At 74.6% G+C, this 25910-nt stretch carries 18 protein-coding genes; 13 read left to right on the top strand and 5 right to left on the bottom strand.

The annotated features are described in order from the left end of the window. Nucleotides 1-153 precede the first annotated feature (153 nt). From recC to FE634_RS01395, 4 genes are read left to right on the top strand one after another with little or no spacing between them, the layout of a single operon-like run. Nucleotides 154-3561: an exodeoxyribonuclease V subunit gamma gene (gene recC / locus FE634_RS01380; RefSeq protein ID WP_138874874.1), complete on the top strand. Its 3408-nt coding sequence runs from the start codon at nucleotides 154-156 to the stop codon at nucleotides 3559-3561. Further along, nucleotides 3558-6938: a UvrD-helicase domain-containing protein gene (locus FE634_RS01385; protein WP_138874875.1), complete on the top strand. Its 3381-nt coding sequence runs from the start codon at nucleotides 3558-3560 to the stop codon at nucleotides 6936-6938. Before recC ends, FE634_RS01385 begins: the two co-directional genes overlap by 4 nt. Next, nucleotides 6935-8770, top strand: a complete 1836-nt coding sequence (gene recD, locus FE634_RS01390) for an exodeoxyribonuclease V subunit alpha (RefSeq protein ID WP_262347534.1) — start codon at nucleotides 6935-6937, stop codon at nucleotides 8768-8770. The genes FE634_RS01385 and recD overlap by 4 nt, the downstream gene beginning before the upstream one ends. 42 nt (nucleotides 8771-8812) lie before the next feature. After that, nucleotides 8813-9424, top strand: a complete 612-nt coding sequence (locus FE634_RS01395) for an ACT domain-containing protein (RefSeq protein WP_138874876.1) — start codon at nucleotides 8813-8815, stop codon at nucleotides 9422-9424. Nucleotides 9425-9541: 117 nt separating this feature from the next. Here FE634_RS01395 and FE634_RS01400 read toward each other — a convergent pair whose 3' ends face one another. Further along, nucleotides 9542-9985: a nitroreductase family deazaflavin-dependent oxidoreductase gene (locus tag FE634_RS01400; protein ID WP_137292902.1), complete on the bottom strand. Its 444-nt coding sequence runs from the start codon at nucleotides 9983-9985 to the stop codon at nucleotides 9542-9544. A gap of 57 nt (nucleotides 9986-10042) precedes the next feature. Between FE634_RS01400 and FE634_RS01405 the strand changes: the two genes are divergently transcribed. The 5 genes from FE634_RS01405 to FE634_RS01425 all read left to right on the top strand — a co-directional run bounded on the left by FE634_RS01405 (nucleotide 10043) and on the right by FE634_RS01425 (nucleotide 13375). Further along, nucleotides 10043-10960, top strand: a complete 918-nt coding sequence (locus FE634_RS01405; protein WP_137292901.1) for a 1,4-dihydroxy-2-naphthoyl-CoA synthase — start codon at nucleotides 10043-10045, stop codon at nucleotides 10958-10960. A gap of 63 nt (nucleotides 10961-11023) precedes the next feature. Then, nucleotides 11024-11587 carry a hypothetical protein gene (locus tag FE634_RS01410; RefSeq protein WP_137292900.1) on the top strand — a complete coding sequence of 188 codons (564 nt, stop codon included), beginning with the start codon at nucleotides 11024-11026 and terminating at the stop codon, nucleotides 11585-11587. Continuing rightward, the gene (locus tag FE634_RS01415; RefSeq protein WP_138874877.1) at nucleotides 11584-11982 is read left to right on the top strand and encodes a hypothetical protein; all 399 of its coding nucleotides are present in this window, start codon (nucleotides 11584-11586) and stop codon (nucleotides 11980-11982) included. Before FE634_RS01410 ends, FE634_RS01415 begins: the two co-directional genes overlap by 4 nt. Beyond that, the gene (locus FE634_RS01420; RefSeq protein ID WP_262347535.1) at nucleotides 11979-12647 is read left to right on the top strand and encodes a class I SAM-dependent methyltransferase; all 669 of its coding nucleotides are present in this window, start codon (nucleotides 11979-11981) and stop codon (nucleotides 12645-12647) included. Before FE634_RS01415 ends, FE634_RS01420 begins: the two co-directional genes overlap by 4 nt. 26 nt (nucleotides 12648-12673) lie before the next feature. Beyond that, on the top strand, nucleotides 12674-13375 hold the full coding sequence (locus tag FE634_RS01425) for an NAD-dependent deacylase (RefSeq protein ID WP_137292898.1): 702 nt from the start codon (nucleotides 12674-12676) through the stop codon (nucleotides 13373-13375). A 30-nt stretch (nucleotides 13376-13405) separates the two neighbouring features. Here the strand turns inward: FE634_RS01425 and FE634_RS01430 are convergent, their stop codons facing one another. The 4 genes from FE634_RS01430 to glgX form a co-directional block, all read right to left on the bottom strand. Beyond that, on the bottom strand, nucleotides 13406-14941 hold the full coding sequence (locus FE634_RS01430; RefSeq protein WP_138874878.1) for a sulfatase-like hydrolase/transferase: 1536 nt from the start codon (nucleotides 14939-14941) through the stop codon (nucleotides 13406-13408). Nucleotides 14942-15021: 80 nt separating this feature from the next. Further along, the gene (treZ, locus tag FE634_RS01435) at nucleotides 15022-16788 is read right to left on the bottom strand and encodes a malto-oligosyltrehalose trehalohydrolase (protein ID WP_138874879.1); all 1767 of its coding nucleotides are present in this window, start codon (nucleotides 16786-16788) and stop codon (nucleotides 15022-15024) included. Then, a complete protein-coding gene (treY, locus tag FE634_RS01440; RefSeq protein ID WP_138874880.1) occupies nucleotides 16785-19064 on the bottom strand; it encodes a malto-oligosyltrehalose synthase in 2280 nt (759 codons plus the stop codon). The genes treZ and treY overlap by 4 nt, the downstream gene beginning before the upstream one ends. 2 nt (nucleotides 19065-19066) lie before the next feature. Further along, nucleotides 19067-21292, bottom strand: a complete 2226-nt coding sequence (gene glgX / locus FE634_RS01445; protein ID WP_262347536.1) for a glycogen debranching protein GlgX — start codon at nucleotides 21290-21292, stop codon at nucleotides 19067-19069. A 93-nt stretch (nucleotides 21293-21385) separates the two neighbouring features. Here glgX and FE634_RS01450 point away from each other — a divergent pair, with 93 nt between their 5' ends. From FE634_RS01450 to thpR, 4 genes are all read left to right on the top strand, one after another. Beyond that, entirely contained in the window at nucleotides 21386-23290 is a 1905-nt protein-coding gene (locus tag FE634_RS01450) for a serine/threonine-protein kinase (protein WP_187366796.1), read from the top strand. Between the two features lie 42 nt (nucleotides 23291-23332). Then, nucleotides 23333-24487, top strand: a complete 1155-nt coding sequence (locus FE634_RS01455; protein WP_138874882.1) for an acyl-CoA dehydrogenase family protein — start codon at nucleotides 23333-23335, stop codon at nucleotides 24485-24487. A gap of 26 nt (nucleotides 24488-24513) precedes the next feature. Continuing rightward, entirely contained in the window at nucleotides 24514-25200 is a 687-nt protein-coding gene (locus FE634_RS01460) for a hypothetical protein (protein ID WP_148240272.1), read from the top strand. Between the two features lie 95 nt (nucleotides 25201-25295). After that, nucleotides 25296-25853: an RNA 2',3'-cyclic phosphodiesterase gene (gene thpR / locus FE634_RS01465; protein ID WP_138877022.1), complete on the top strand. Its 558-nt coding sequence runs from the start codon at nucleotides 25296-25298 to the stop codon at nucleotides 25851-25853. Nucleotides 25854-25910: the final 57 nt, after the last annotated feature.

A 25910-nucleotide genomic window follows, 5' to 3' on the forward strand; every position in this document is an offset into this window, starting at 1 on the left:
GTCCGGCCGGTCCCGGCCGGTCCCGCGGTGGCCCCACCCGCGCGATTGCCGACGTGTGGCCAGCTCGGGGCCTGCGAACTGAGCGATCCGCGGCAATTGCAGCGCTCGGGCCCCCGGGAGCCTGTCCCCACCGGCCTCTAGGCTCGCCGCACGATGACCCTGCACGTGCACCGCGCTCCGCGCACCGACCAGCTCGCCGACGCCGTCGGCGAGCTGCTGGCGAGCGAGCCACTGGCCGACCCGTTCGCGCAGGAGGTCGTCGTGGTGCCGGAGAAGGGCGTCGAGCGGTGGCTCGCCCAGCGGATCTCGCACCGGGTCGGGGTGGGGCCGCGCGGTGGCGACGGCGTGTGCGCGGGCGTGCGCTTCCTGCGGCCCGGGTCGCTGGTGGCGATGCTGCTCGACCGCGACCACGACGACCCGTGGTCGCCCGACCGGCTGGTCTGGCCGCTGCTGGCGACCATCGACGACTCGCTCGACGAGCCGTGGTGCGCCACCCTCGCCCGCCACCTGGGCCACGGCCTGGAGGGCCGCGACGCCGAGCTGCGCCGCGACCGCCGCTACTCCGTGGCCCGCCGCCTCGCCGGGCTGCTGGCCTCCTACGCCGTCCAGCGGCCGCAGCTGGTCACCGACTGGCGCGAGGGCCGCGACACCGACGGCGCCGGCGAGCCGCTCGCCGCCGACCTGCGCTGGCAGGCCGAGCTGTGGCGCCGGCTCGTGGCGCGGGTCGGGGTGGAGGCGCCCGACCAGCGGCACGCCCGCACCGTGGCGCGGCTCGGGTCGGGCGCGCCGGTCGACCTCGGCGGGCTCGACCTGCCCGGCCGGCTCTCGCTCTTCGGGCACACCCGGCTCCCGGTCACCGAGGTGGCGCTGCTGCGGGCGCTCGCGACCACCCGCGACGTCCACCTGTGGCTGCCGCAGCCGTCCCCGGCCCTGTGGCACGAGCTCGGCCGGCTCGACGGGCCCGCCGGGGTCGTGGCGCGCGAGGAGGACCGGTCGGCCGAGGTGGTCGGGCACCCGCTGCTCGCCTCGCTCGGCCGCGACACCCGCGAGCTGCGCCGCACGCTCGACGTGGCGGCCACCGACGTCGTCGCCGCCGACGACGCCGCCCCACCGACGACGCTGCTCGGCCTCCTCCAGCACGACCTCCGGGCCAACCACGCCCCCACCCCCGCCGAGCGGGCCACCCGCACCTTCGACCCCGCCGACCGCAGCCTCCAGGTGCACGCCTGCCACGGGCCGGCGCGCCAGGTCGACGTCCTGCGCGAGGTGCTCGTGGGCCTGCTCGCCGACGACCCCACCCTGCAGCCGCGCGACATCCTGGTGATGTGTCCCGACATCGAGACCTTCGCCCCGCTGGTCTCGGCGGGGTTCGGGCTCGCCGACGTGGTCGACGACGGCACGGGCGGCGGGGCGGGCGGCCACCCCGCGCACACGCTGCGGGTCCGGCTGGCCGACCGCGCGCTCACCAGCACCAACCCGCTCCTCGCCGTCGCCGCCACCCTGGTCGAGCTGGCGGGCGGGCGGGTCACCGCCTCCGCGGTCCTCGACCTGGTCGCGACGCCCGCGGTGCGGCACCGGTTCGGCCTCACCGACGACGACCTCGACCGGGTCACCCGCTGGGTCGGCCAGGCCGGCATCCGCTGGGGCCTCGACGCCGCCCAGCGCTCGCGCTACGCCATGGGCCGCTTCGAGCACAACACCTGGCGCGCCGGCATCGACCGGATCCTGCTCGGGGTGGCGCTCAGCGGCGACGACCACCGCCACCTCGGCCGCGGGCTGCCCGTCGACGACGTCGGCAGCTCCGACATCGACCTCGCCGGCTCGCTGGCCGAGCTCGTCGACCGGCTGGCCCGCTGCCTCGACGCGCTGGCCGCGGCCACCGGCGTCCCCGAGTGGATGGCCGCGCTCACCACCGGCGTCCGCGGCCTGACCGACGTCGCGCCCGACGACGCCTGGCAGGTGCCGCAGCTTGAGCGCGAGCTGGCCCGCGCCGCCGGTGACGCCGGTGGCGGGTCCGGCGGGCCGACCGGTTCCGACGCGGGCGACGCGGGCGTGCCGCTGCGGCTGGCCGACGTGCGCGCGATGCTCGACTCCCGGCTCGGTGGCCGCCCCACCCGGGCCAACTTCCGCACCGGCTCCCTGACCGTGGCGACCCTGGTGCCGATGCGCTCGGTGCCGCACCGCGTGGTCTGCGTGGTCGGCCTCGACGACGGCGCGTTCCCGCGCCTGGTCACCCCCGACGGCGACGACGTGCTGGCCCGGCGGCCGCTCACCGGGGAGCGCGACGTCCGCAGCGAGGACCGGCAGCTGCTCCTCGACGCGCTGATGGCCGCCACCGAGAAGGTCGTGCTCACCTACACCGGCGCCAACGAGCACTCCGGTGCCAGCCGGCCGCCGGCGGTCCCGCTCGGCGAGATCCTCGACGCCGCCGACCGCACGACGTCCGCGGCGGTGCGCGAGCACGTGCTCGTGCGCCACCCCCTGCAGCCCCACGACCCCAGGAACCTGCTGCCCGGCGCCCTCGTCGTGGGCGACCCGACCCGGCCGTTCAGCTTCGACGTCGCCTCGTTGGCCGGCGCCCGCGCCGCGGTCGCCGAGCGGACCCCGCCGACCGGGCTCCTCGCCGAGCAGCTCGACCCGGCCCCCGTCGCCGACGTGTCCCTCGCCGACCTCAAGGCGTTCTTCGCCCACCCGGTGCGCTCGTTCCTGCGCCAACGCCTCGACGTCTCCACGCCGCTCGCGCCCGACGACGTCGCCGACGCGATCCCGATCGAGCTCGACGCCCTGGAGAAGTGGGGGATCGGCGACCACCTGCTGCGCGAGCTCCTGGCCGGCCAGGACGCCGAGGCGGTCATGCTCGCCGAGCAGCTGCGGGGGTCCCTGCCGCCCGGCCGGCTCGGGGTGGCGTCCCTCGGCGACACCGTCGCCGAGTGCGAGCGGCTGCTCACGAGCACCGCCGACCTGCGCGCCGGTGCGGCGCGCACGATCGACGTCGACGTCGACCTCGGCGGTGGGCGGCGCCTCTCCGGGACCGTCAACGGCGTGCACGGCTCCAAGCTGGTCAGCCTCGGGTTCTCGCGGCTCAAGCCGCGCCAGCGGCTGCACTCGTGGATCGACCTGCTCGCCCTCAGCGCCGCGCGCCCCGACGAGTCGTTCACCGCCCACGCCGTCGGCCGCGAGAAGGCCGGCCCGCGACGGGCGCTGGCCGGGCCGCTCGACCACCGCGCGACCGGCTGGCTGCGCACCCTGGTCGAGCTGCGCGACCTCGGGCTCCGCTCGCCGCTGCCGGTGCCGATCGCGACCGCGGCCGCCTGGGCCGAGGGACACCTCCGTGAGTCGATGGGCGAGGACGTCTCCGCCGTCGCCCTCGCCCGCAGGGCCTGGGAGACCGACCCCTACCACCCGTTCGGCATCGAGGGCGAGGACGCCGACGCCCACCACCGCCGCGCCTACGGCGAGGACACCCCGGTCGAGGTGCTCATGGACGCGGGGCTGGCGACGTACGCCTGGCAGGTCTGGGAGCCGCTGCTCACCGGGGCCGAGAAGGTCGGTCCCCTGTGAGCGCCCCCCGTCCCTCCGCCCGGCCCGGCCCGGCCGACGACATGCGTCCCTTCGACATCACCGCGCCGCTGCCGGGGGCCGGCACCACCCTGCTCGAGGCGAGCGCCGGCACCGGCAAGACCTGGACCATCGGCGCCCTGGTCACCCGCTACGTGGCCGAGGGCGTGGCCCGGCTCGAGGAGATGCTCGTGGTCACCTTCGGCCGTGCGGCGAGCCAGGAGCTCCGCGAGCGGGTGCGCGCCCAGCTGGTCGAGGCCGAGCGGCTCCTGGCCGGCGACCCCGACGTCCCGGCCGGGGGGTCGCCGTTCCTGCAGCAGCTCGTCGACGTCGACGCCGCCGAGCGCGGCCGCCGGCACCGGCGGGTCGTCGAGGCGCTCGCCGGGTTCGACGCCGCCACGATCGCCACGACGCACCAGTTCTGCTCGCTGGTCCTCGGCTCGCTCGGCGTGGCCGGCGACACCGACGCCCGCGCGCGGCTCGTCGAGGACCTCGACGACCTGGTCGAGGAGGTCGTCGACGACCTCTACCTGCGGGCCTTCGCCTTCGCCGACACCGCGCCGGTCTTCAGCCACGCCGAGGCGATGGCGATCGCCCGCGCGGCGGTGGGCGACCCGCAGGCGCGCCTCGAGCCGGCCGACGCCGACCGCGGCACCACGGTCGGACGCCGCGTCGCGTTCGCCGAGAAGGTGCGCGAGGAGGTCGAGCTCCGCAAGCGGCAGCTCGGCGTGCTCTCCTACGACGACCTGCTCAGCCAGCTCGCCGAGGCCCTGGAGAGCGACGACTCCCCGGCCCGGGTGCGGATGCGCGAGCGCTGGTCGATCGTGCTCGTCGACGAGTTCCAGGACACCGACCCGGTGCAGTGGCAGGTGCTCGACCGGGCCTTCAGCGGTCCCGAGGGCGGCGCCACGATGGTGCTGATCGGCGACCCCAAGCAGGCCATCTACGCCTTCCGCGGCGGGGACGTGACCACCTACCTCCAGGCCGCGGAGACGGCCACGACCCAGCAGACCCTCTCGGTCAACTGGCGCAGCGACTCCGCCCTGCTCGTCGGCTTCCAGGAGCTGCTGGTCGGCGCCCGCCTGGGCCACGAGCGGATCGTCGTGCGGCCGGTGACCGCCGAGCACGCCGAGTCCCGGCTGGCCGGTGCGCCGTCGTCCGCGCCGTTCCGCCTGCGCGTGGTGCGCCGCGACGCCTTCGGCAAGGGCCCGCGCGCCTCGTTGCCGGTCGCCGACGTCCGGGCCCACGTCGCGCGCGACCTCGCCCTCGACGTGCGCCGCCTGCTCGCGGCCGGGCCGACCTTCGCCGGGGAGCCGCTCGAGCCCCACCACGTCGCGGTGATCTGCTACCGCCACGCCGACCTGGCCGCCTCGCAGCGCGCGCTGCACGAGGCCGGCGTCCCCGCTGTCATCGCCGGCGGCGGGAGCGTGTTCGCCACCCCGGCCGCGGTCGAGTGGCTCACCCTGCTCGAGGCGCTCGAGCAGCCGCACCGCAGCGCCCGCGTGCGGGCCGCCGCGCTGACCTGCTTCCTCGGCAGGACCGTCGCCCAGCTCGCCACCGAGGGCGACCGGCTGACCGACGACGTCGCCGAGACCCTGCGGCGCTGGGTCGAGGTCGTCGACCGGCGCGGCGTGGCCGCCGTCCTCGAGGCGGCCTCGGCCGGCGGGCTCCCGCGCCGCGTGCTCGCGGAGGTCGGCGGGGAGCGGCGGCTCACCGACCTGCGCCACATCGGCGAGGCGCTCCACGAGGTCGCCCAGACCGAGCACCTCGGGCTGGTCTCGCTGCTCGCCTGGCTGCGCGGCCAGGTGGCCGAGGGCCGGGCCGGGCGTGGCACCCAGCGCACCCGCCGCCTCGACTCCGACGCCGCGGCCGTCCAGCTCGTGACGATCCACGCGAGCAAGGGGCTGCAGTACCCCGTGGTCTACCTCCCGGCCCTGGCCGACCGCTTCGTGCCGAAGCCGACCCGGCCGCTGTTCCACGACGCCGGCGGCGCCCGCTGCCTCGACGTCGGCGGCGGCGGGCCCGACTGGGCCGACCACGTCGCCCGCTGGACCGACGAGGAGGCAGGGGAGTGGCTGCGGCTGCTCTACGTCGCGCTCACCCGCGCCCAGTCGCAGGTCGTGGCCTGGTGGGCGCCGACCAAGAACGCCGTCGCCTCGCCGCTGCACCGTCTCCTGCTGCGGGCCTCGGGCGAGACCGACGTCCCCGAGCTCCCGCCGGTGCCGCCCGACGACGCCGTCGTGGCGCTCCTCGGGGCCTGGCGCGACCGCGGCGGCCCGGCTCCCGAGGCCTCGGTGTGGGCCGACCCCGGTCCCGACCCCGCCCGCGACCCGGTCGGCGCACTCGGCGTGCGCCGGTTCGGGCGCGAGGTCGACACGACCTGGCGCCGCACGTCGTACTCCGCGCTGAGCAACGTCGAGGCCGCCGCGGCGCCCGGTGTCGGCAGCGAGCCCGAGCAGACTCCCAAGGACGACGAGGACGTCGAGGCGCTCGCCGAGGCCGCGCTGGAGGCCGGCGCCGACCACGAGGCCGCCGGCGTCGCCTCGCCGATGGCCGACCTGCCGGTCGGGGCGACCTTCGGGTCGCTGGTGCACGCCGTCCTCGAGCACGCCGACCCCGACGCGCCCGACCTGCGCGCCGAGCTGCGCGCCCACGTCGACGAGCAGCTGCTGCGCTGGCCGGTCGACCTCGACCCCGAGCGGCTGGCCGAGTCCCTCGTCACCGTCTGCGAGACCCGGCTCGGCCCCGCCGTCGGTGGCCGGAGCCTGCGGCAGGTCGCGCTGCGCGACCGGCTCCGCGAGCTCGACTTCGAGCTGCCGCTGTCCGGGGGCGACCGCGACGGCGGCGGACCGGGCCGCCCCGTCCTGCTCGGCGACCTCGCGCCGCTGCTGCGCGAGCACCTGCCCGAGGGCGACCCCGTCCGCGGCTACGCCGACGCGCTGGCCGTGCCGGCCCTCGGGGAGCAGGCGCTGCGCGGCTACCTCACCGGCTCCGTCGACGTCGTCCTCCGCACCGTCGGCCCCGACGGCGAGCCGACCTACGTGATCGTCGACTACAAGACGAACTGGCTCGGTCCCCGCGACGAGCCGCTGACGGCCCACTCCTACCGGCCCGAGGCGCTCGACGCCGCGATGGGCCACTCCGACTACCCGTTGCAGGCGCTGCTGTACGCGGTGGTGCTGCACCGCTTCCTGCGCTGGCGGCAGCCGGGCTACGACCCCGAGCGCCACCTCGGCGGCGTCCTGTACCTCTACCTGCGGGGACTCTGCGGCCCCGCCGCGCCCCTCGTCGACGGCGCCCCGTGCGGGGTGTTCGTGTGGCGCCCGCCGGTCGCGCTGCTCGAGGCCACCTCCGACCTGCTCGACGGGGGTACCCGGTGACCACCGTGCCCCCCGCGGCGACCACGCAGCCGGAGCCGTGGCCCGAGCACGACCGGCGCCTGGCCGCCGGCGCGACCAGCCGGGGCGGCCTGCTGGCCGCGTTCAACGGGGCCGGGGTGCTCGAGGCGAGCGACGTCCACGTCGCCTCCCGCGTCGGCGACCTCGGCGGCGAGGCCGACGAGCGGGTCCTCCTGGCGGTGGCGCTCGCCGTCCGCGGGGTGCGCCACGGCTCGGTCTGCGTCGACCTGACCACCGTCGCCGCGCTGGCCGAGGAGTCGGTCGGCCTGGCCTGGCCCGCGCCCGGCGCGTGGGCCGAGGCGGTCGCGGCGTCGCCGCTGGTCGCCCAGGGGGTGCTCCGCCACGAGGCGCCGCTGGTCTACCTCGACCGCTACCACCGCCTCGAGACCCAGGTCTGCGCCGACCTGCTGGCCCGCGTCGACGTCCCCGTGCCCGACGTCAATGAGCCGGCCCTCGCCGCCGCGCTGGACCGCGTCGCCGGGGCGCACTTCAGCGCGGAGCAGGGCGCCGCCGCCGTACGGGCCGTCCGGCAGTCGACGACCGTCCTCACCGGCGGGCCCGGCACCGGCAAGACCACGACGGTGGCCCGGCTGCTGGTGCTGCTGGCCGCGCAGCACGCCGTCCGGCACCCCGGCGCCCGGCTCTCGATCGCGCTGGCCGCGCCCACCGGCAAGGCCGCGACCCGGCTGCAGGAGGCGGTGCTCGGCGAGCTCGCCGGCCTCGACGAGCGCGACCGCGCGCTCGTCGGCAACCCCGACGCGCTGACCCTGCACCGGCTGCTGGGCTGGCGTCCCGACAACGCCACCCGGTTCCGCCACGACCGCACCAACCGCCTCAAGTACGACGTCGTCGTCGTCGACGAGTGCTCGATGGTCGAGCTCACGATGATGGGCCGCCTGCTCGAGGCGGTGCGGCCGCAGTCGCGCCTGGTCCTGGTGGGTGACCCGCACCAGCTCACGCCGGTCGGCGCCGGCGCGGTGCTCGCCGACGTCGTGCGCGGCTTCGAGGGCGACGCGGGGTCACCGGTCGCCTCCCTCACCCGCAACCACCGCTCCACCGAGGACATCAAGGCGCTCGCCGAGGCGCTCCGCCTCGGCGACCCCGACGAGGTGCTCGAGGTGCTCCGTCGCGGCGGCGAGCAGGTCGAGCTGGTCGAGACCGACGGGCTCGAGGCCGCCGGTGCCGCGCTCCACGACGACGCGCTCGCCTCCGCCACGACGGTGCGCGACGCCGCCCTCGTCGGCGACGCCGAGGCCGCGGTGCGGGCGCTCGACCGGCACCGGCTGCTGTGCGCCCACCGGGAGGGGCCCTACGGGGTCCGCCACTGGAACCGCCAGGTCGAGCGGTGGATCACCGACGCCACCGGCCAGCCGATCTACGGCGAGTGGTACCCCGGCCGGCCGATCCTGGTGACCAGCAACGACTACGCGCTCGAGGTCTACAACGGCGAGACCGGCGCCGCCGTCCTCGGCCCCGACGGGCGGCTGCGGGCGTGGGTCGCGGGCTCCGAGCGGCTGCGCGACTTCGCGCCCGGCCGGCTCGACGCCGTCGAGACGATGCACGCGATGACGATCCACAAGAGCCAGGGCAGCCAGGCCGAGCGGGTCACCGTGCTGCTGCCCGACGCGGCGTCGCGGCTGCTGACCCGCGAGCTCTTCTACACCGCCGTCACCCGTGCCCAGCAGCACGTGCGCGTCGTCGGCTCCGAGGCCGCCGTCCGCGCCGCCGTCCAGCAGCAGGCGCAGCGCGCCTCCGGCCTCGCCGGCCGGATCCGCGCGGCGAGGGGCGCCGGCACGGTCCCGACCGCGGGCTGACACGCAACGACGCCGAAACGAGTGGCCGTTAGGGTCGGGCGGGTGCCGTACCTGCTGCGTGTCGAGCTGCTCGACGTCCCCGGATCGCTCGGCCGACTGGCGAGCGCGATCGGCGTCGCCGGCGGCGACATCGAGGCCATCGAGATCGTCGAGAAGCGGCACGACGGCACCGCGGTCGACGACGTCATGCTCGACACCGAGCCCGGCATCATGCCCGACTCGATCGTGTCGGCCTGCAACGCGATCGACGGGGTCGAGGTGGTGTGGATCAGCCGCTACGTCTCCGGCGGGCTGGTGCTCGACCTCGAGGCCATCGAGGAGCTCACCGCCGACCCCGTCCAGGCGCTCGACCGGCTGGTCGAGGTGCTCCCGGGCACGTTCCGCGTCGACTGGGCCGCGCGCGTGCACCGCTCCCACGGCGTCCAGCACGCGACCGGCGCCGCGCCGAGCGACCTCGGGTTCGTCGAGATCGAGCGCGCCGTCCGTCTGGAGATGGACGACGACGCCGACAGCCAGAACCTCTACGCCGGTGCCCGCCTCGACGGCAACCAGGTCGTCATCGTCGCCCGCCGCGGCGGCCCCGAGTTCCTCGACTCCGAGATCGCCCGCCTGGGCCACCTCACCGGGCTCGCCGCCTCCATCGCCCGCGGCTGACGTCCCGTCGAGTCGGCGCTCGCGCTGAGCGGCAACGCCGACTCGGCGCGTTCCGACTTGACCTTCGCGCCGACTCGGCGCGTTCCGACTTGACCTGCGCGCCGACTCGGCGGGGGGTCAGGTGCGCTCGAGCAGGAAGACCGGGATCTCGCGGTCGGTCTTCTCCTGGTACTCCGCGTAGGGGGCGTACTGCGCGACGGCCCGCTCCCACCACTCGGCGCGCTCCTCGCCCTCCGCGACCCGGGCGCGGTAGGTGTGCGGCTCCTGGCCGTCCTGCAGGTCGACCTCGGGGTGGGCCAGGAAGTTGTGGTACCAGACCGGGTGCGACGGGTCGCCGCCCTTGGAGGCCACCGCGGCGTAGACGCCGTCCTTCTCGACCCGCATCACCGGGTTCTTGCGGAGCTTTCCCGAGGCGGCGCCGCGGGAGGTGATCACCACGATCGGCCACTCCGGGTGGTCCGGCAGGGTGTTGGCCTCCCGGCCGCCGGTGGCCTCGTAGCGCTCCACCTGGTCGCGGACCCACTGGGAGGGGCTGGGCTCGTACTCGCCGTCGAGTGTCATGCCGTCCACAACATCACCCCGCCGGCTCGGATTCCTCACCCGATAGCGTGCGTTGCCATGAGCGCCATCGAGGGTGTGTCCGAGACGTTCGACGCCGACGCCTGGGACGTCGTCCCCGGTTTCGAGGACCTGACCGACCTGACCTACCACCGGGCGCGCGCGCACGGCACCGTCCGGATCGCCTTCGACCGGCCCGACGTGCTGAACGCCTTCCGCCCGCACACCGTCGACGAGCTGCTGCGCACCCTCGAGCACGCCCGGACGACGTCCGACGTCGGCTGCGTGATCCTCACCGGCAACGGCCCGAGCGCCAAGAACGGCAAGTGGGCCTTCTGCACCGGTGGCGACCAGCGGATCCGCGGCCGCACCGGCTACCAGTATGCCGAGGGCGAGACGGCCGCGACCGTCGACAAGGCCAAGCTCGGCAGGCTCCACATCCTGGAGTGCCAGCGGCTGATCCGGTTCATGCCGAAGATCGTCATCTGCGTCGTCCCCGGCTGGACCGCCGGCGGCGGCCACAGCCTCCACGTGGTCTGCGACCTCACCCTGGCCAGCACCGAGCAGGCGAGGTTCAAGCAGACCGACGCCGACGTCGGCTCCTTCGACGGCGGCTTCGGCTCCGCCTACCTCGCGCGCCAGGTCGGGCAGAAGTTCGCCCGCGAGATCTTCTTCCTCGGCCAGGAGTACTCCGCCGAGGACGGCGTCCGGATGGGGGCGGTGAACCGGGCCGTCCCGCACGCCGAGCTCGAGGCGACGGCGCTGGAGTGGGGGCGCCTGGTCAACGGCAAGTCGCCCACCGCGCAGCGGATGCTCAAGTTCTCCTTCAACGCCATCGACGACGGCCTGGTCGGCCAGCAGATCTTCGCCGGCGAGACCACCCGCCTGGCCTACATGACCGACGAGGCCGCCGAGGGCCGCGACCAGTTCCTGGAGAAGCGCGAGCCGGACTGGTCGCCCTACCCCTGGTACTACTGACCGACCCCGCGGGGTCGGGGCCGGGTTGGGGGCGCGCTCGGGGGGTGCTGGTGTACTGGTGCCATGGAGCTCACCGGACCCGAGCGCGGCCCGCACACCCTCAGGGGCTGGCTCCCGTGGATCGCGGTCGGCGTGGTCATGGTCGTGCTGGCCGGCGTCGCCGTCCTGACCCTGTTCCTCAGTGACGCCAAGAGCGCCGAGGAGGCCGAGAACGTCGACGACGTCGCCGGTCTCGCGGTGGAGGCGGCCGAGGAGCTCGACATCGGGGCCGGGATCGACCTGCTCTGCGAGGCGCCGATGGACCTCTACCGGCAGACCCTCGAGACCATGATCAACGACGCGCGCGAGCGCTCGGGCACCGTCGACCCGGCCGTCGACTACGCCGTCAGCGACGTCTCCGACGGCGCGACGGGGTCGTTCGTCGTGGAGGCCTCCAGCAGCGAGGACGGCCTGGAGGGCCAGGACCTCGAGGTGCGGGTCTTCGTCGAGGAGCAGGACGGCCGGTCCTGCATCTCCGGGATCGGCGACGTCGACGACGAGGAGGAGCAGATCCGCATCTCCGGCGGCGGCTACTCCGGCGCCCGGCCGCCGTCGCCCGCGCCGTCCGCGACCTCCCCGACGGAGTGAGCGCCGCAGCCTCCTCGACGCGTCTGCCGGGCCACCTCGTCGGGGGCGCCGTGGTCGCGACCGCGGCTGCCGCCTCCTGGTACGTCGCCCGCGGGGCCGGGGTCGACGGCGTCGGGCTGGCGCGGTTCCTGCTCGACCACGGCGCGGTCCCGTACGCCGCGGGCCTCGGCTGGGTGCTGGTGGCGCCGGTCGTGCTGGCGCTCGCGCTGCTCGCGCGTCGCTGGTCGGCCTGGCCGTGGGTGGTCGCGGTCACCGTGCACCTCGCGGTGCTGCTCGCCCTCGCCCTCCGGCTCCGGCACCTCGTGCCCGACGCCGTGGGTGCGACGCTGGGCGCCCACACGGTGCTCGGCCTCGCGTCGGTCGCCGTCGTCGTCGCCGAGAGGAGCCGCCCGTGAGTCGCTGGGAGGAGATCGCCCGCGCCGCGGGGGGCGAGGACTACGGCCGGTGGTACGCCGAGCGGTTCCACCAGATGACCGAGCGCGGCGAGGACGTCCACGGCGAGGCGAGGTTCCTCGCCCGCCTCGTCCAGCCGCCGGCGTCGGTGCTGGACGCCGGCTGCGGCACGGGCCGGATCGCGGTGCGGCTGGCCGAGCTCGGCCACGACGTCGTCGGCCTCGACGTCGACCCGGTGATGCTCGCCGAGGCCCGGCTCTCCGCGCCCACGCTGACCTGGCACCTCGCCGACCTGGCCGACTTCGACCTCGGCCGCACCTTCGACGTCGTGCTCGTGGCCGGCAACACCCTCCCGCTGCTCGAGGACGGCGCGCTCGGCCGGGCGTGCGCGCGGCTCGCCGCGCACCTCGCGCCCGGCGGCCTGCTGGTCTGCGGTCTCGGCCTCGACGAGGCCCACCTGCCGGAGGGGTGCCCGCCCACGCCGTACGCCGCGATCCGGGCGGCGACGGCCGCAGCCGGGCTGCGCGAGGTCGGGCGCTGGTCGTCGTGGGCGCGCGACCCGGTCGAGGCCGACCCCGGCTACGCCGTCACGGTGCACACCACGGACACGGGGAACACCAGGCGAGCGGTGCCGCGGCACGACGCCCGGGACCGTCGCGACGGGTGACCGCCCTCACGTGGCAGGCTGGCCCCATGAGGGTCGTGGTGCTGACGGGAGCCGGGATCTCCGCGGAGAGCGGGGTGCCGACCTTCCGGGACGCCGACGGTCTCTGGGAGGGGCACCGGGTCGAGGACGTCGCGACGCCGGAGGCCTACGAGGCCCAGCCCTCCGTCGTCCAGGCCTTCTACGACGCCCGCCGGGCCGCCCTGGCCACCGTCGAGCCCAACCCGGCGCACGTCGCCCTGGCCCGGCTCGAGGCCGCGCTGGGGGACCGGCTCTTCCTCGTCACCCAGAACATCGACGACCTCCACGAGCGGGGCGGCTCCCGGCACGTGCACCACATGCACGGCGAGCTGCGGTCCGCCCTGTGCCGCGGGTGCGACCACCACGTCCCGTGGACCGAGGACCTCGGCGACTTCCCGCCGTGCCCGGGGTGCGGCGTCGCCGAGCTGCGGCCCGACGTCGTGTGGTTCGGCGAGGTGCCCTACGGCATGGACCAGATCCAGGTCGCGCTGCAGCGCGCCGACGTCTTCGTCTCCATCGGAACCTCGGGCGCGGTCTACCCCGCCGCGGGGTTCGTGCAGCTCGCCGGCCGGTACGGCGCCCGTACGATCGAGCTCAACCTCCAGCCGAGCGAGGGCACCGAGTACTTCGACGACGCCCGGCACGGCCCGGCCAGCGCGCTGGTGCCGGCCTGGGTTGACGAGGTCCTCGCGAGCCTCGAGCCCGCCTGAGCCTCGAGCCCGTCCAGGCCGGGCACCGGCTCAGGGACAGGGGTTCGCGCTGCCCTGCTCGACGGTGCCGGCACACGTGCGGCCCTCGCGGAGCCGGGCGCGGAACCAGGCGAGGGTCTCCTCGTCGGGACGCAGCGCACGGTTGCCGGGCCACAGCAGGTTCTCGTCGTAGTCGTCGCCGCGGTAGAACTCACCGCGGATCAGCGACCCGTCGTGCCGGTAGTACTCGAGGTAGGTGCTGCGCCCGGAGCGGTACATCGCCCACGTCGGCACGCGTCCCGGGCTGCGCCCGGCCTCCTTGAGGAGGTCCTCGGAGTGCTCGTTCTCGAGCTCGAAGAAGGTGCCGGGACGGCGCTCGTCGTCGAGCAGCGAGTGGCCGTCGACGAGGTGGTCGGGGGTCAGGCCGAGGAGGTCGTAGACCGTCGGCGCGACGTCGATCAGCCCGACCGGGCGGGTGTCGACGACGCCCTTCCCGAACTCCGCCGGCAGCCAGGCCAGCATCGGCACGTCCATCGCCGCGCCGTACGGGTCGCCCTTGGTCTCCCAGCCGTTCTCGCCGAGGTGGTAGCCGTTGTCGCTGACGAAGAAGATCGCGGTGTCCTCCAGCTCGCCGAGGTCGCGCAGCAGGTCGAAGGTCCGGCCCATCTCGTCGTCGACGTCGTACATCGACCGGGTCCGCGCCTCGTAGCGGCGCTCGTAGAAGCTGCGCGGTCGCAGCTGCTCCTGGTAGATCGGCAGCTTGTCGCTGGTGTCGGGCTCCGGGCGCCAGCGGAACGGCGGCACCGGGCGGTCGCGGTTGGCCTCGGTCGGGATCGGGTCGCGCTGGACGAGTCTCTGCATGGAGTTGTCGGTGTGCGGGGCCTTGAACGCGGCGTAGGCGTAGAACGGCCGCTCGCCGCCGGCGTGGTCGGCGATGAAGGAGCGGAGGAACCGCCCGGTGCGGGTGGTGGTGTGGACGCCGTCGGTCTGCACCTCGGGCTGCCGGGTCTCGTCGTTCCACAGCGGGTAGCCGTAGTACTTCGAGCCCTCCCAGAAGTCGGAGGTGAGGAAACCGCTCGACCGCTCGCCGGACTCGTAGAGCCACGAGCTGGTGCCGTTGAAGTACTTCCCGGTGCCGTAGGTGTCCCACCCGGCCTCGGTGAGCTGGTGCTGCAGGGTGTCCTCGACCCGGAGCCGCTCGGCGTCGATCTGCCGGGTGACGCCGTTGTTGTGGCCCATCTGGGCGGTCTGCAGCACCGCCCGCGACGGGCAGCACGCCGGGCTGGTGACGGTGGCGTCCTCGTAGCAGCGGCCCCGGTCGCGCAGCAGCGCGCTCGTGCGGGGCAGGAAGCGCGGCAGCTCCGCGCACGAGACGTCGCTGGCGTCGTCGACCACCACGACCACGACGTTGCGGTCGGACGCCGGCACCGGCCGCTCGTCGGCACCCGCCGCGCCGCCGGCCGTGTCCTCACCGGGGTCGAGGGTCGCGGCCCGGAACCGGTCGGCTCCCGCGGGGTGCTCGTGGCTGCACGCCACGGTGCCCAGGAGGGTCATCAGCAGCGCGCAGAGGAGCAGCTTCGACTTCACGAGGGAGCATCCGATCCGTGCGCGGGAGCGGCCCAGGCTACGGTCCGGGCCGCCCCGACTCCAGTCGGGCGGAGCGGCACTCAGCCCAGCAGCGCGCCGGCGTGCGGCGCCAGCACCAGGACGCCGCCGTCGAGCTCGGCGCCCGACGCGGTCGCGACCAACACCTCGGACTGGGTCACCTCCAGGCGCGCCGGCGCCTCGCCCAGGTTGAGCGCGACCAGGAGGGCGCCGCGGTGCAGCAGCAGCACCCGGGCGTCCTCGTCGACGTCGACCCGGTTGCGGGAGAACGCCGGGTCGGTCAGCTCGGGCCGGGTCCGGCGCAGCGCGGCGAGGGTGCGGTAGAGCTCCAGCACCCGGGCGCCACGACCCGACTCGGCCTCGGTCCAGTCGAGCTTGGAGCGGGTGAAGGTCTCGGGAGCCTGCGGGTCGGGGACGACGGCCGGGTCCCAGCCCATCCGCTCGAACTCGGCGATCCGGCCCTCGGCCGTGGCCAGGCCCAGCTCCGGCTCCGGGTGGGAGGTGAAGAACTGGAAGGGCGTCGAGGCCGCCCACTCCTCGCCCTGGAAGAGCATCGGCGTGAACGGTCCGGCGAGGGTCAGCAGCGCCGCGCAGCCGAGCTGGTCCTCGTCGAGGACGTCGGTGATGCGGTCGCCGATCGCCCGGTTGCCGATCTGGTCGTGGTTCTGGTTGCACACGACGAGGCGCCAGGTCGGCATCGTCGCGGTGTCGACCGGGATGCCGTGGTCGCGCCCGCGGAAGGAGCTGAACGTGCCGTCGTGGAAGAAGCCGCGCTCGATCACCTTGGCCAGCGCGCCGAGCGGCTCGAAGTCGGCGTAGTAGCCGGCCGTCTCGCGGGTGAGCGCCACGTGGACCGCGTGGTGGAAGTCGTCGCTCCACTGCGCGTCGAGGCCGTAGCCGCCGGCCTCGCGGGGCGTGACCATCCTCGGGTCGTTGAGGTCGGACTCCGCGATCAGCGTCAGCGGCCGGCGCTGGTGGGCCGAGAGGGCGGCCACCTCGACGGCCATCTCCTCGAGCAGGTGGGTGGCGGAGTCGTCGTGCAGCGCGTGCACGGCGTCGAGCCGGAGCCCGTCGACGTGGTAGTCGTCGAGCCACATCCGCACGTTGTCGAGGATCAGCCGGCGCACCTCGGCGGAGCCCTCGCCGTCGAGGTTGACCAGGTCGCCCCACGTGTTGCGACCCTGCTTGAGGTAGGGCCCGAACTCGGGCAGGTAGTTCCCCGACGGGCCGAGGTGGTTGTACACGACGTCCTGGATCACGCCCAGGCCGGCGGCGTGGGCGCCGTCGACGAAGCGCTGGTAGGCCTCGGGCCCGCCGTAGGTCTCGTCGACCGCGAACCACGCGACGCCGTCGTAGCCCCAGTTGTGGGTGCCGTTGAAGGAGTTGACCGGCATCAGCTCGACGAGGTCGACGCCGATCGAGCGCAGGTGGTCGAGCCGGCCGAGCGCGGCGTCCAGGGTGCCCTCGGGCGTGAAGGTGCCCACGTGCAGCTCGTAGATCACCGCGCCGGCGAGCTGACGACCCGTCCACGCCTCGTCGCTCCACGCGAAGCTCTCGGGGCGGTGGGTCCGCGAGCGCCCGTGGACGCCGTCCGGCTGGCGCCGCGACCGCGGGTCGGGCCGGGGTGCCTCCACGTCGTCGACGAGGTAGCCGTAGTCGACGTCGCCCGCCGCCGGGTCGGGGGTGGGCCCGGACGGGGTCCACCACCCGCCGTCGGTCTGGTGCATGTCCACGGTGGCGCTGCCGACCGACAGCCGCAGGCGCCGGGCCGCGGGGGCCCACACGTCGAAGGGTCCGCGGGCCGGGCGGGGAGCCGTGGTGTCGGTCATCGGTCGTCCTCCTTGACGAGCAGCGCGACGGGGTGGGTGGCGAGCAGGTCGGCCAGACGGCCGTCGGTCGGGGTGTCGGTGAGCGCGTCGCGCCAGGCACCGGGCGGGAGCCGCAGGGTCGTGTCGCCCCACCCGCCGCGGGCGGCGAGCCCGACGGGGAGCCGGGTGGCGACCGTGACGACCCCGCCGCGGTCGAAGGCGACGACGTGCCCGGCGGCCTCGCCGTCGGCCTCCACGCCGGCGTAGGTCGAGAACAGCTCGGGCCGGTCGCGACGCAGTCGCAGCGCGGTGCTGGTGACCAGCAGCTTGGCGCGCGCCGGGTGGTCGAGGTCGGGATCGGCGAGCAGCGCCGCCCGCAGGTCGAAGTCGACCGCGCGCCGGTTGTCGGGGTCGACCAGCGACTGCTCCCACAGCTCGGAGCCCTGGTAGACGTCGGGCACGCCGGGGACGGTGAGGGCGATCGCCTTGGCGGCCAGCGCGTTCGACCAGCCGGGCTCGACCACGGCGGCCAGCAGCCCGTCGAGGACGTCGCGCACCCGCTCGTCGTCGAAGGCCGCGTCGACCGCGGCGTGCACGCCGGTCTCAAAGGCCTCGTCGGGCTCGGTCCACGTGGTGTGGTCACCGGCCTCGCGCATCGCCTTCTCGGCGTAGGCGTGCAGCCGTGGGCGCAGGTCGGCGTCGTCGGCGTCCCACGCCCCGAGCACGGCCTGCCACAGCAGCGGCGCGAAGTCCTCGGAGGCGATCGGGGCGGCGGCGTGCAGCTGCGCGAGCGCCTCGGTCCAGAGGCCGGGCAGCTCCGAGAGCACGGTGATCCGGGCCCGGACGTCCTCGCCGCGCTTGGTGTCGTGGGTCGAGAGCGTCGTCATGGCGTGCGGCCAGGCCGACTGCCGGTGGGCCATGGCGGCGTGCAGCTCGGCGACGCCCAGCGAGAAGTGGCTCGGGTCGCCGCCGACCTCGTTGAGCGAGGTCAGCCGGTTGTAGCGGTAGAAGACGGTGTCCTCGACGCCCTTGGCCATCGTCGCGCCGCTGGTCTGCTCGAACCGGCGCGCGGCCGGCTCGGCCGGGTCGGCGAGCACCCGCGCGACGGCGTCCAGGGTGTCGGCGAGGTCGGGGCGACGCTCCCGTGCGGTCGCGGTCGCGGCCTCCAGGGTCTCGAGACCCTCGGGCACGTAGGACCGGTAGACGGGGAAGCACGCGACCAGCTCGGCCACGGCGTCCTCGATCACCTCGGCGTCGAGCAGCAGCTCGCCCGGCGTCACGTCGCCGGCCACGAGGGATGCCGGGAGCTCGCGCACGACGCGGCGCACCTCGGAGCGCAGCATGTGCGTGGCCCACCAGCGCTTCGCGTCGTGGACCATCCCGGCGTAGTCGAGGTCCGAGCCGGGGAGCACCCGCTCGGCCGCGGGGTCGGTGAGCACCCGGTCGATCTGGCCCAGGACGTCGTAGCCGGTGGTGCCGGCCGTCGCCCAGCTCGCCGGCAGCTCCTCGCCGGGCTCGAGGATCTTCTCCACGAGCACGTAGGCGCCGCCGGTGAGGGCCGCGAGGTCGTCGAGGTAGGGACCCGGGTCGCGCAGGCCGTCGGGGTGGTCGACGCGCAGGCCGTCGACGAGCCCCTCGTCGAACCAGCGCCTGATCTCGGCGTGGCTCTCCTCGAAGACCCACGGGACGTCGAGGCGCAGGCCGGCGAGGGTGTTGACGGCGAAGAAGCGCCGGTAGTTCAGCCCGTCGTCGGCCGCCGTCCAGTGCGTCAGCTCGTAGTGCTGCTCGTCGAGAGAGCTCGTGCCGGGCGCGACGGGGAAGGTGTGGTCGTGGTAGCGGAAGAGGCCGGCCTCCGCGTCGTGCACGACGGCGTCGGTGCCGTCGTCGCCCAGCACCGGGATCCGGACCCGGCCGCTCGCGACGTCCCAGTCGACGTCGAAGGCCTCCGCGTAGCGCGAGTCGCGCCCGTGGGTGAGCATGTCCCACCACCACGCGTTGGCGCTCGGGGTCGCGACGCCGACGTGGTTGGGCACGATGTCGACCAGGACGCCGAGCCCGAGCCGGCGCGCCTCGGCCACGAGGACGTCGAGGCCCTCGCCGCCGCCGCGGGCCGGGTCGACCCGGTCGTGGGCGACGACGTCGTAGCCGTGGTCGGAGCCGGGCTCGGCCTCGAGCAGCGGCGACAGGTAGACCCAGTCGACGCCGAGGTCACGCAGGTAGGGCAGCCGCGTGGCGGCCTCGTGCAGGTCGAACGACGCCCGGACCTGGAGCCGGTAGGTGTTGGTGGGGGCGCGCACGATCAGCCGTTCCGGGTCTGCGAGGCCACCGACGCCGCCACCGAGGCCGCGACGGAGTGGTCGGTCTCGGGCTCGGGCTCGCGGTGCTCGCGCAGCACCAGCAGGCTGCTGCTCTCCATGTGGAAGCTCGACCCGGCCGGGCACGTCTCGGCGGCGTCGGCGGACCCGCCGGTGTTGATGACGACGTCCCAGGCCGCGGAGTACTCCTCCGGCGGCAGGGTGATGTCGGCCGGCCCGTCGGCGTTGAAGTAGAGCAGGAAGTGCTCGTCGGTGATGGTGGCGCCGCGGGCGTCCTTGCCGGCGATGCCGTTGCCGTTGAGGTACATCCCGATGGCCTGCGAGCCGCCGTCCCAGTCGCCGTCCTCCATGGGGTGCCCGTCGAGGTGCAGCCAGACGATGTCGTTGAGCCGGTCCTCACCGGCCTCCCCGATGCGCACGGTGGTCCCGGTGAAGAACCGCTTGCGGCGGAACGTCGGGTGCGAGTGCCGCAGCTGGATCACCGCGGCGGTGAACTCCATCAGCGGCCGGTCGATGTTGACCCAGTCCATCCAGGCGATCTCGGAGTCCTGGGCGTAGGTGTTGTTGTTGCCGTGCTGGGTGCGACCGAGCTCGTCGCCGTGCAGCAGCATCGGGACCCCCTGGCTGAGGAGCAGCGTGGCCAGCAGGTTGCGCTGGGCCCGCGAGCGCAGCGCGAGGATCTCCGGGTCGTCGGTGGGGCCCTCGGCCCCGTGGTTGTAGGAGCGGTTGTGGCTCTCGCCGTCGCGGCTGTCCTCGCCGTTGGCCTCGTTGTGCTTCTCGTTGTAGGAGACCAGGTCGCGCATCGTGAAGCCGTCGTGGGCGGTGACGAAGTTGATGCTGGCCACCGGACGCCGTCCGGAGTGCTCGTAGAGGTCGGAGGAGCCGGCCACGCGCGAGGCGAACTCGCCCAGCGCCGGCTCACCGCGCCAGAAGTCACGGACGACGTCGCGGTAGGCGCCGTTCCACTCGGTCCACTGCGGCGGGAAGCCGCCGACCTGGTAGCCGCCGGGGCCGATGTCCCAGGGCTCGGCGATGAGCTTGACCTGGGAGACCACCGGGTCCTGCTGGACGAGCTCGAAGAACGTCGCGAGCCGGTCGACCTCGTAGAACTCCCGGGCCAGGGTGGAGGCGAGGTCGAAGCGGAAGCCGTCGACGTGCATCTCGGTGACCCAGTAGCGCAGGGAGTCCATGATCAGCTGCAGCGCGTGCGGGTGGCCGACGTTGAGGGAGTTCCCGGTACCGGTGTAGTCCATGTAGAACTTCTGGTCGTCCTCGACCGTGCGGTAGTAGGCCTGGTTGTCGATGCCGCGCATGCTCAGCGTCGGACCGAGGTGGTTGCCCTCGGCGGTGTGGTTGTAGACGACGTCGAGGATGACCTCGATGCCGGCGGCGTGCATCGCCTTGACCATGCCCTTGAACTCCTGGACCTGCTGGCCCAGCTGCCCGGGCCCGCCGGTGGCGGCGTAGTCGGCGTGCGGCGCGAGGAAGGCCAGGGTGTTGTAGCCCCAGTAGTTGCGCAGGCCCTTGTCGAGCAGGGTGCTGTCCTGGATGAACTGGTGCACCGGCATCAGCTCGATCGCGGTGATGCCGAGGTGCTTGAGGTGCTCGGTGATGGCGGGGTGGGCCAGGCCGGCGTAGGTGCCGCGCAGCTCCTCGGGGACGTCGGGGTGCTGCATCGTCATCCCCTTGACGTGCGCCTCGTAGATGACCGACTCGTTGTAGGGGATGTTGAGCAGCCGGTCACCCTCCCAGTCGAAGAAGGGGTTGATCACGACGCCGTGCGTCATGTGCCCGGCGGAGTCCTCGTCGTTGCGGGAGTCCTCGTCGCCAAAGGTGTAGCCGAACAGGCTCTGGTCCCAGTCGATCTCGCCCGCGGTCGCCTTGGCGTAGGGGTCGAGGAGCAGCTTGTTGGGGTTGCAGCGCAGGCCCCGCTCGGGGTCGTAGGGGCCGTGCACGCGGTAGCCGTAGCGCTGACCGGGCTGGACCTGCGGCAGGTAGCAGTGCCACACGAAGGCGTCGACCTCGGTGAGCGGGACCCGCGTCTCCGCGCCGTCGGCGTCGAAGAGGCACAGCTCGACCTGCTCGGCGACCTCGCTGAACAGGGCGAAGTTGGTGCCGGTGCCGTCGAACGTGGCCCCCAGCGGGTAGGGATGTCCGGGCCAGATCGGACCGTCGATGACGTCGATCGGCGTCGTCGGGTGCTCGCTCACGGTGCCTCCATTGGTGTTTGGAACGATCCAAGCACACCCGACCGGTTCTCCGGGATCCTCCCGAGGGGTGCCCGCGTCAGGTAGAACATGCCTGTGACCGCATCCTTCCCCACCCCCGGCGACTCGATCGGCCGCTTCCGGGTGATCGCCCAGCTCGGGGCCGGCGGCATGGGTGTCGTCTACGACGCGCTGGAGGTCAACCTCGAGCGCCGGGTGGCCCTGAAGGTGATCTCCCCGCAGCTCGCCGGCGACCCCGAGTTCCGCGCGCGCTTCGCCAGCGAGGCGCGGGCCCTGGCCTCCCTCGACTCGCCCCACGTCGTGCAGGTCTACGCCCACGGCGAGGAGGACGGCTACCTCTACATCGCCACGCAGCTGATCCCCGACGGCGACCTGGGCCAGATGCTCACCCGCTGGGGCCCGGCGCCGCTCGGCAAGGCGCTCGAGCTGATCGAGCAGGTCGCCAGCGGGCTCCACGACGCCCACACCGCGGGCTTCGTGCACCGCGACATCAAGCCGGGCAACGTCCTGGTCCGCCGTCGCGGGCCCGACACCGTCCAGGCCTACCTCGGCGACTTCGGCATCGCCCGCCGCGTCGACGCGGAGGTCACCCGGATCGGCAGCGTGGTGGCCGGCACCCCGTCCTACATGGCGCCCGAGCTGCACTCCGGCGCGCAGGCCGGCGTCTCGACCGACATCTACTCCCTCGGGTGCCTGCTCTGGGTCGCGCTCACCGGCCAGCCGCCGTACTCCGGCGTGACGGAGTTCGAGATCGCCGGCGCCCACATGACCAGCCCGGTGCCCCAGCTGCCCACGGTCTCGCCGATGACCGAGGCCCTCAACCGCGCGCTGCGGGTCTCGATGGCTAAGGAGCCGGGGCACCGCTACCGCTCCGCGCTGGCCCTGCGCGACGACCTGCGCGAGTGCCTGCGGATGACCGACGACCCGGCGTACGGGGTGCACGCGGCGACGCTCAGCGGGTCCGCCCCCACGCAGACCGGCGGCGGTGCGCCGCACCGGACGCCGACGCCGTCGGTGCCGCCGTCGTCCTCCCCTCACCAGCAGGGCCAGCCCGGGCAGCACGGGACCCCCCGTCACCTCGCGGCCTCGGCGCCGACCGGGCCGCCGCCGTCCGGCCCGCCCGGCGCCCACGGCGCCCCGCCGCGCTCCTCGGGTGGGTCCTCGCGCGGGTCGCGGCGCGGGCTGTGGATCGGGCTCTCGGCGGCCGCCGTGGCGATCATCGTCGGCGGTGGCGCCGCGATCGTCGCCGGCACCGGGGGTGACGGCGGCAACGGCGGGAACGGCGGCAACGGTGGCACCGGTGGCACCGGCGGCGGGGGGACCGAGGCGGGCGGTCGCTCGGCCGAGTCCCAGGAGTTCCTCGACTCCGAGGCCGACGCCATCCTGCTCGCCGCCGAGAAGGACATGCGGGTGCTGGACTCGGTGCGGATGTCCGGCACCGTCGACCAGGACGGGCAGCCCGGCGGCGTCGAGATGACGATCACCTCGGCCGGCAACTGCGACGGCGAGCTGAGCATCGGCGACGGCGCCGCCCAGCTCCGGCGCATCGACGGGGAGGCCTGGCTGCGGCCCGACCGCGCCTTCCTCGAGGCGAGCAACACCGACGGCTCGGTCGACGTCGACCTCTTCATGACCCTGATCGGCGACAAGTGGCTCAAGGCCGACGCGGCGCAGTCCGAGGACTTCGCCGACCTGTGCGACCTCGACGAGCTGCTCGAGGGCGACGGTGGCACCAGCGAGGGCGAGGCCACCAAGGGCGAGGTCACCGAGATCGACGGCCAGGAGGTCGTGGCGATCACCACCGCCGACGGCTCCGACACCACGGTCGCGCAGGTGCGGCTCGAGGCGCCGCACTACGTGCTCCGCCTCGAGAACGACGCCGACAACGGCCGCTTCGACCTCAGCGGCTTCGACGAGCCCTTCACCGCCCAGGCCCCGCCGGCCGACGAGGTCATCGACCCGAACGACTTCACGGGCTAGCGTCGGTTACCGCCTGGTAGCCACCGCAGTACGATCGCCGGCATGAAGCGCGAGATCTACGGCGAGGACCACGAGGCGTTCCGCGCCTCGGTCAAGGAGTTCCTCGACCGGTCGGTGGTGCCCCACGTCGAGCAGCACGCCGCCGACAAGGCGCTGCCGCGGGAGTTCTGGACCGCGGCCGGCGCCCAGGGCTTCCTCGGCCTCGAGATCCCCGACCAGTACGGCGGCTCGCGCGACCTGGCCGAGGGTGACTACCGGTTCAACGCCGTGCTCCTGGAGGAGCTGTCCAAGGTCAACGCGGCGCTCGGGTCGTGCGTCGGCATCCACGCCGACATCGTGGCGCCCTACCTCGTGGAGCTCACCACCGAGGAGCAGCGGGCGCGGTGGCTGCCGGGGGTCGCCTCCGGCGAGATCCTGACCGCCATCGGCATGACCGAGCCCAGCGGTGGCTCCGACCTCGCCGCGCTCCGGTCGAGCGCCGTGCGCGACGGCGACGACTGGGTGGTCAACGGCTCGAAGACCTTCATCACCAACGGCTACTCCGCCGACCTCGTCGTCACGGCCGTGCGCACCTCACCGGAGAAGAAGGCCAAGGGCATCACGCTCTTCGCGGTCCCGACCGACGCCGAGGGCTTCAGCCGCGGCCGCAAGCTCGACAAGGTCGGCCAGGACGAGTCCGACACCGCGGAGCTCTTCCTCGACGACGTCCGGCTCACCGACGACGACATCGTGGGCGAGCTCGACCTCGGCTTCGTGCACATGATGCAGAACCTCCCGCAGGAGCGGCTCGGCTGCGCGATCTCGAACCTCGCCCACGCCCGGCAGATCCTCGGCGAGACGCTCGTCTACGCCCAGGAGCGGGCGGCGTTCGGCGCCGCCATCGGCACCTTCCAGCACAACAAGTTCCTGCTCGCCGAGCTCTTCACCCAGGTCGACGTCACCCAGGCCTACGTCGACGCCTGCGTCGTCGCGCACGCCAAGCAGGAGCTCACCCCGGTCGACGCCGCGAAGGCCAAGTGGTGGACCTCGCAGGTGCAGAACGACATCCTCGACCACTGCGTGCAGCTGCACGGCGGCTACGGCTACATGAACGAGTACCGCGTGGCGCGGGCCTGGCGCGACGCCCGTGTCTCGAAGATCTGGGCGGGGTCGAACGAGATCATGAAGGAGCTCATCGGCCGGGACCTCGGCCTGTGAGCGCGCCCGTGGACCAGTCGGCGACCGTGCGTCCCCTCACCGCCGCCGACCTCGACTGGGCCGTCGAGGCGGCCGCCGCCCGCCGGGCCGCGCTGGCCCCGCACGCCCCGCGCTTCTGGCGTCCGGCGGCCGACGCGACCGAGCGGCACCGCGCCTTCCTGGCCCACCTGGTCGACGACGCCGCCGCGCTCACCCTGCGCACCGACCACGGCTACGTCGTCGCCGTGCCCGGCGAGCGGCGCCGCGTCGTCGACGACCTGGTCGTCTCCGCGCCGGCGTGGGAGACCGAGGGCAGCGCCCTGCTCACCGCCGTCCTGGACGCCGGCCAGCCGGTCCGGCTCGTCGCACCCGCCGCCGAGCCCGAGCGCAGGGCCTGCGCCGAGGCGCTCGGCCTCACCGTCGCCGAGGTCTGGTGGCACCGCGACCTGCCCCTGGTCCAGGTGCGCGGCGAGGGCGGCAAGGTGCGCCTCGACGCGCCGGGCGCCAGCGGCACCCTCGTGCCGGCGCCACCGGTCCACGACCCGGGCGGGTCGGTCCTGCTGGTCACCTCCGTCGACACCGCCGCCGCGCTGGCCGCCGTCGAGGCGGAGGCCGCCGAGCGCGGCGCGACGGTCTCGGTCGTCACCCAGCGGCCCGACGACCTGATGCGCGAGCTGCTGCTGGTCGAGGCCGGGCACCGCGTCACGACGCACTTCCTCGAGGGCTCGCGCTAGTCGCTTGTGGTCCGCCCCACCGACGGACACGATCGGAGCATGAGCGCCGAGGCCGCACGCCGGCTGCCGGGTCGGGTGAGCCGGGCGTGACCCGCATGTTCGTGGCGGTGCAGCCCCCCGACGACGCCGTCGAGCACCTCGTCGAGTTCCTCGGGCCGCGGCGCGAGCACGGTGACCTCCGGTGGACGTCGTCCGAGCAGCTGCACGTCACCCTCGCCTTCCTCGCCGCCGTCCCCGACCGCGCGCTCGACGGGCTCGTCGAGGGGCTCGCCACCGCCGCGTCCCGCCGGACGCCGTTCGAGGCGAGGATCGCCGGCGGCGGGGCCTTCCCCGACGCGGCCCGGGCGAGGGTGCTGTGGGCCGGTCTCGACCTCGGCGCGGCGGCCCGCGAGGAGCTCGACCGGCTCGCGGTCGGTGCCCGGTCGGCCGCCAACCACGCCGGCGTCGCCCCGGACGGCCAGCGGTTCCGTCCCCACGTGACCCTGGCCCGGCTCGGGCGCCCGCAGGAGGTCACGCGGTGGGTCCGCCTCCTCGACACCTACGCCGGACCTCCCTGGACCGTCGACCGGGTCGCGCTCGTCGCCTCCCACCTCGGTGAGGGGGCGCGCCGCCGTCCGCGGCACGAGGTGGTGACCGAGGTCGTGCTCGGCTGACGCCGCGCGGCATGGCACGGCGCGGGGTGGCGTGGTGTGGACCGCGCTCGCCACCTG

Origin of the sequence: Nocardioides sp. S-1144, from assembly GCF_005954645.2 — a bacterium.
GTDB lineage: Bacteria > Actinomycetota > Actinomycetes > Propionibacteriales > Nocardioidaceae > Nocardioides > Nocardioides dongxiaopingii.

What these genes read in the sequence shown, in the direction of transcription:
- recC (WP_138874874.1), top strand. Translation starts at nt 154, where the DNA reads ATGACCCTGCACGTGCACCGCGCTCCGCGCACCGACCAGCTCGCCGAC.
- FE634_RS01400 (WP_137292902.1), bottom strand. Translation starts at nt 9,985, where the DNA reads ATGACACTCGACGGCGAGTACGAGCCCAGCCCCTCCCAGTGGGTCCGC.
- FE634_RS01405 (WP_137292901.1), top strand. Translation starts at nt 10,043, where the DNA reads ATGAGCGCCATCGAGGGTGTGTCCGAGACGTTCGACGCCGACGCCTGG.
- FE634_RS01410 (WP_137292900.1), top strand. Translation starts at nt 11,024, where the DNA reads ATGGAGCTCACCGGACCCGAGCGCGGCCCGCACACCCTCAGGGGCTGG.
- FE634_RS01425 (WP_137292898.1), top strand. Translation starts at nt 12,674, where the DNA reads ATGAGGGTCGTGGTGCTGACGGGAGCCGGGATCTCCGCGGAGAGCGGG.
- treZ (WP_138874879.1), bottom strand. Translation starts at nt 16,788, where the DNA reads ATGACCGACACCACGGCTCCCCGCCCGGCCCGCGGACCCTTCGACGTG.
- FE634_RS01455 (WP_138874882.1), top strand. Translation starts at nt 23,333, where the DNA reads ATGAAGCGCGAGATCTACGGCGAGGACCACGAGGCGTTCCGCGCCTCG.
- thpR (WP_138877022.1), top strand. Translation starts at nt 25,296, where the DNA reads ATGTTCGTGGCGGTGCAGCCCCCCGACGACGCCGTCGAGCACCTCGTC.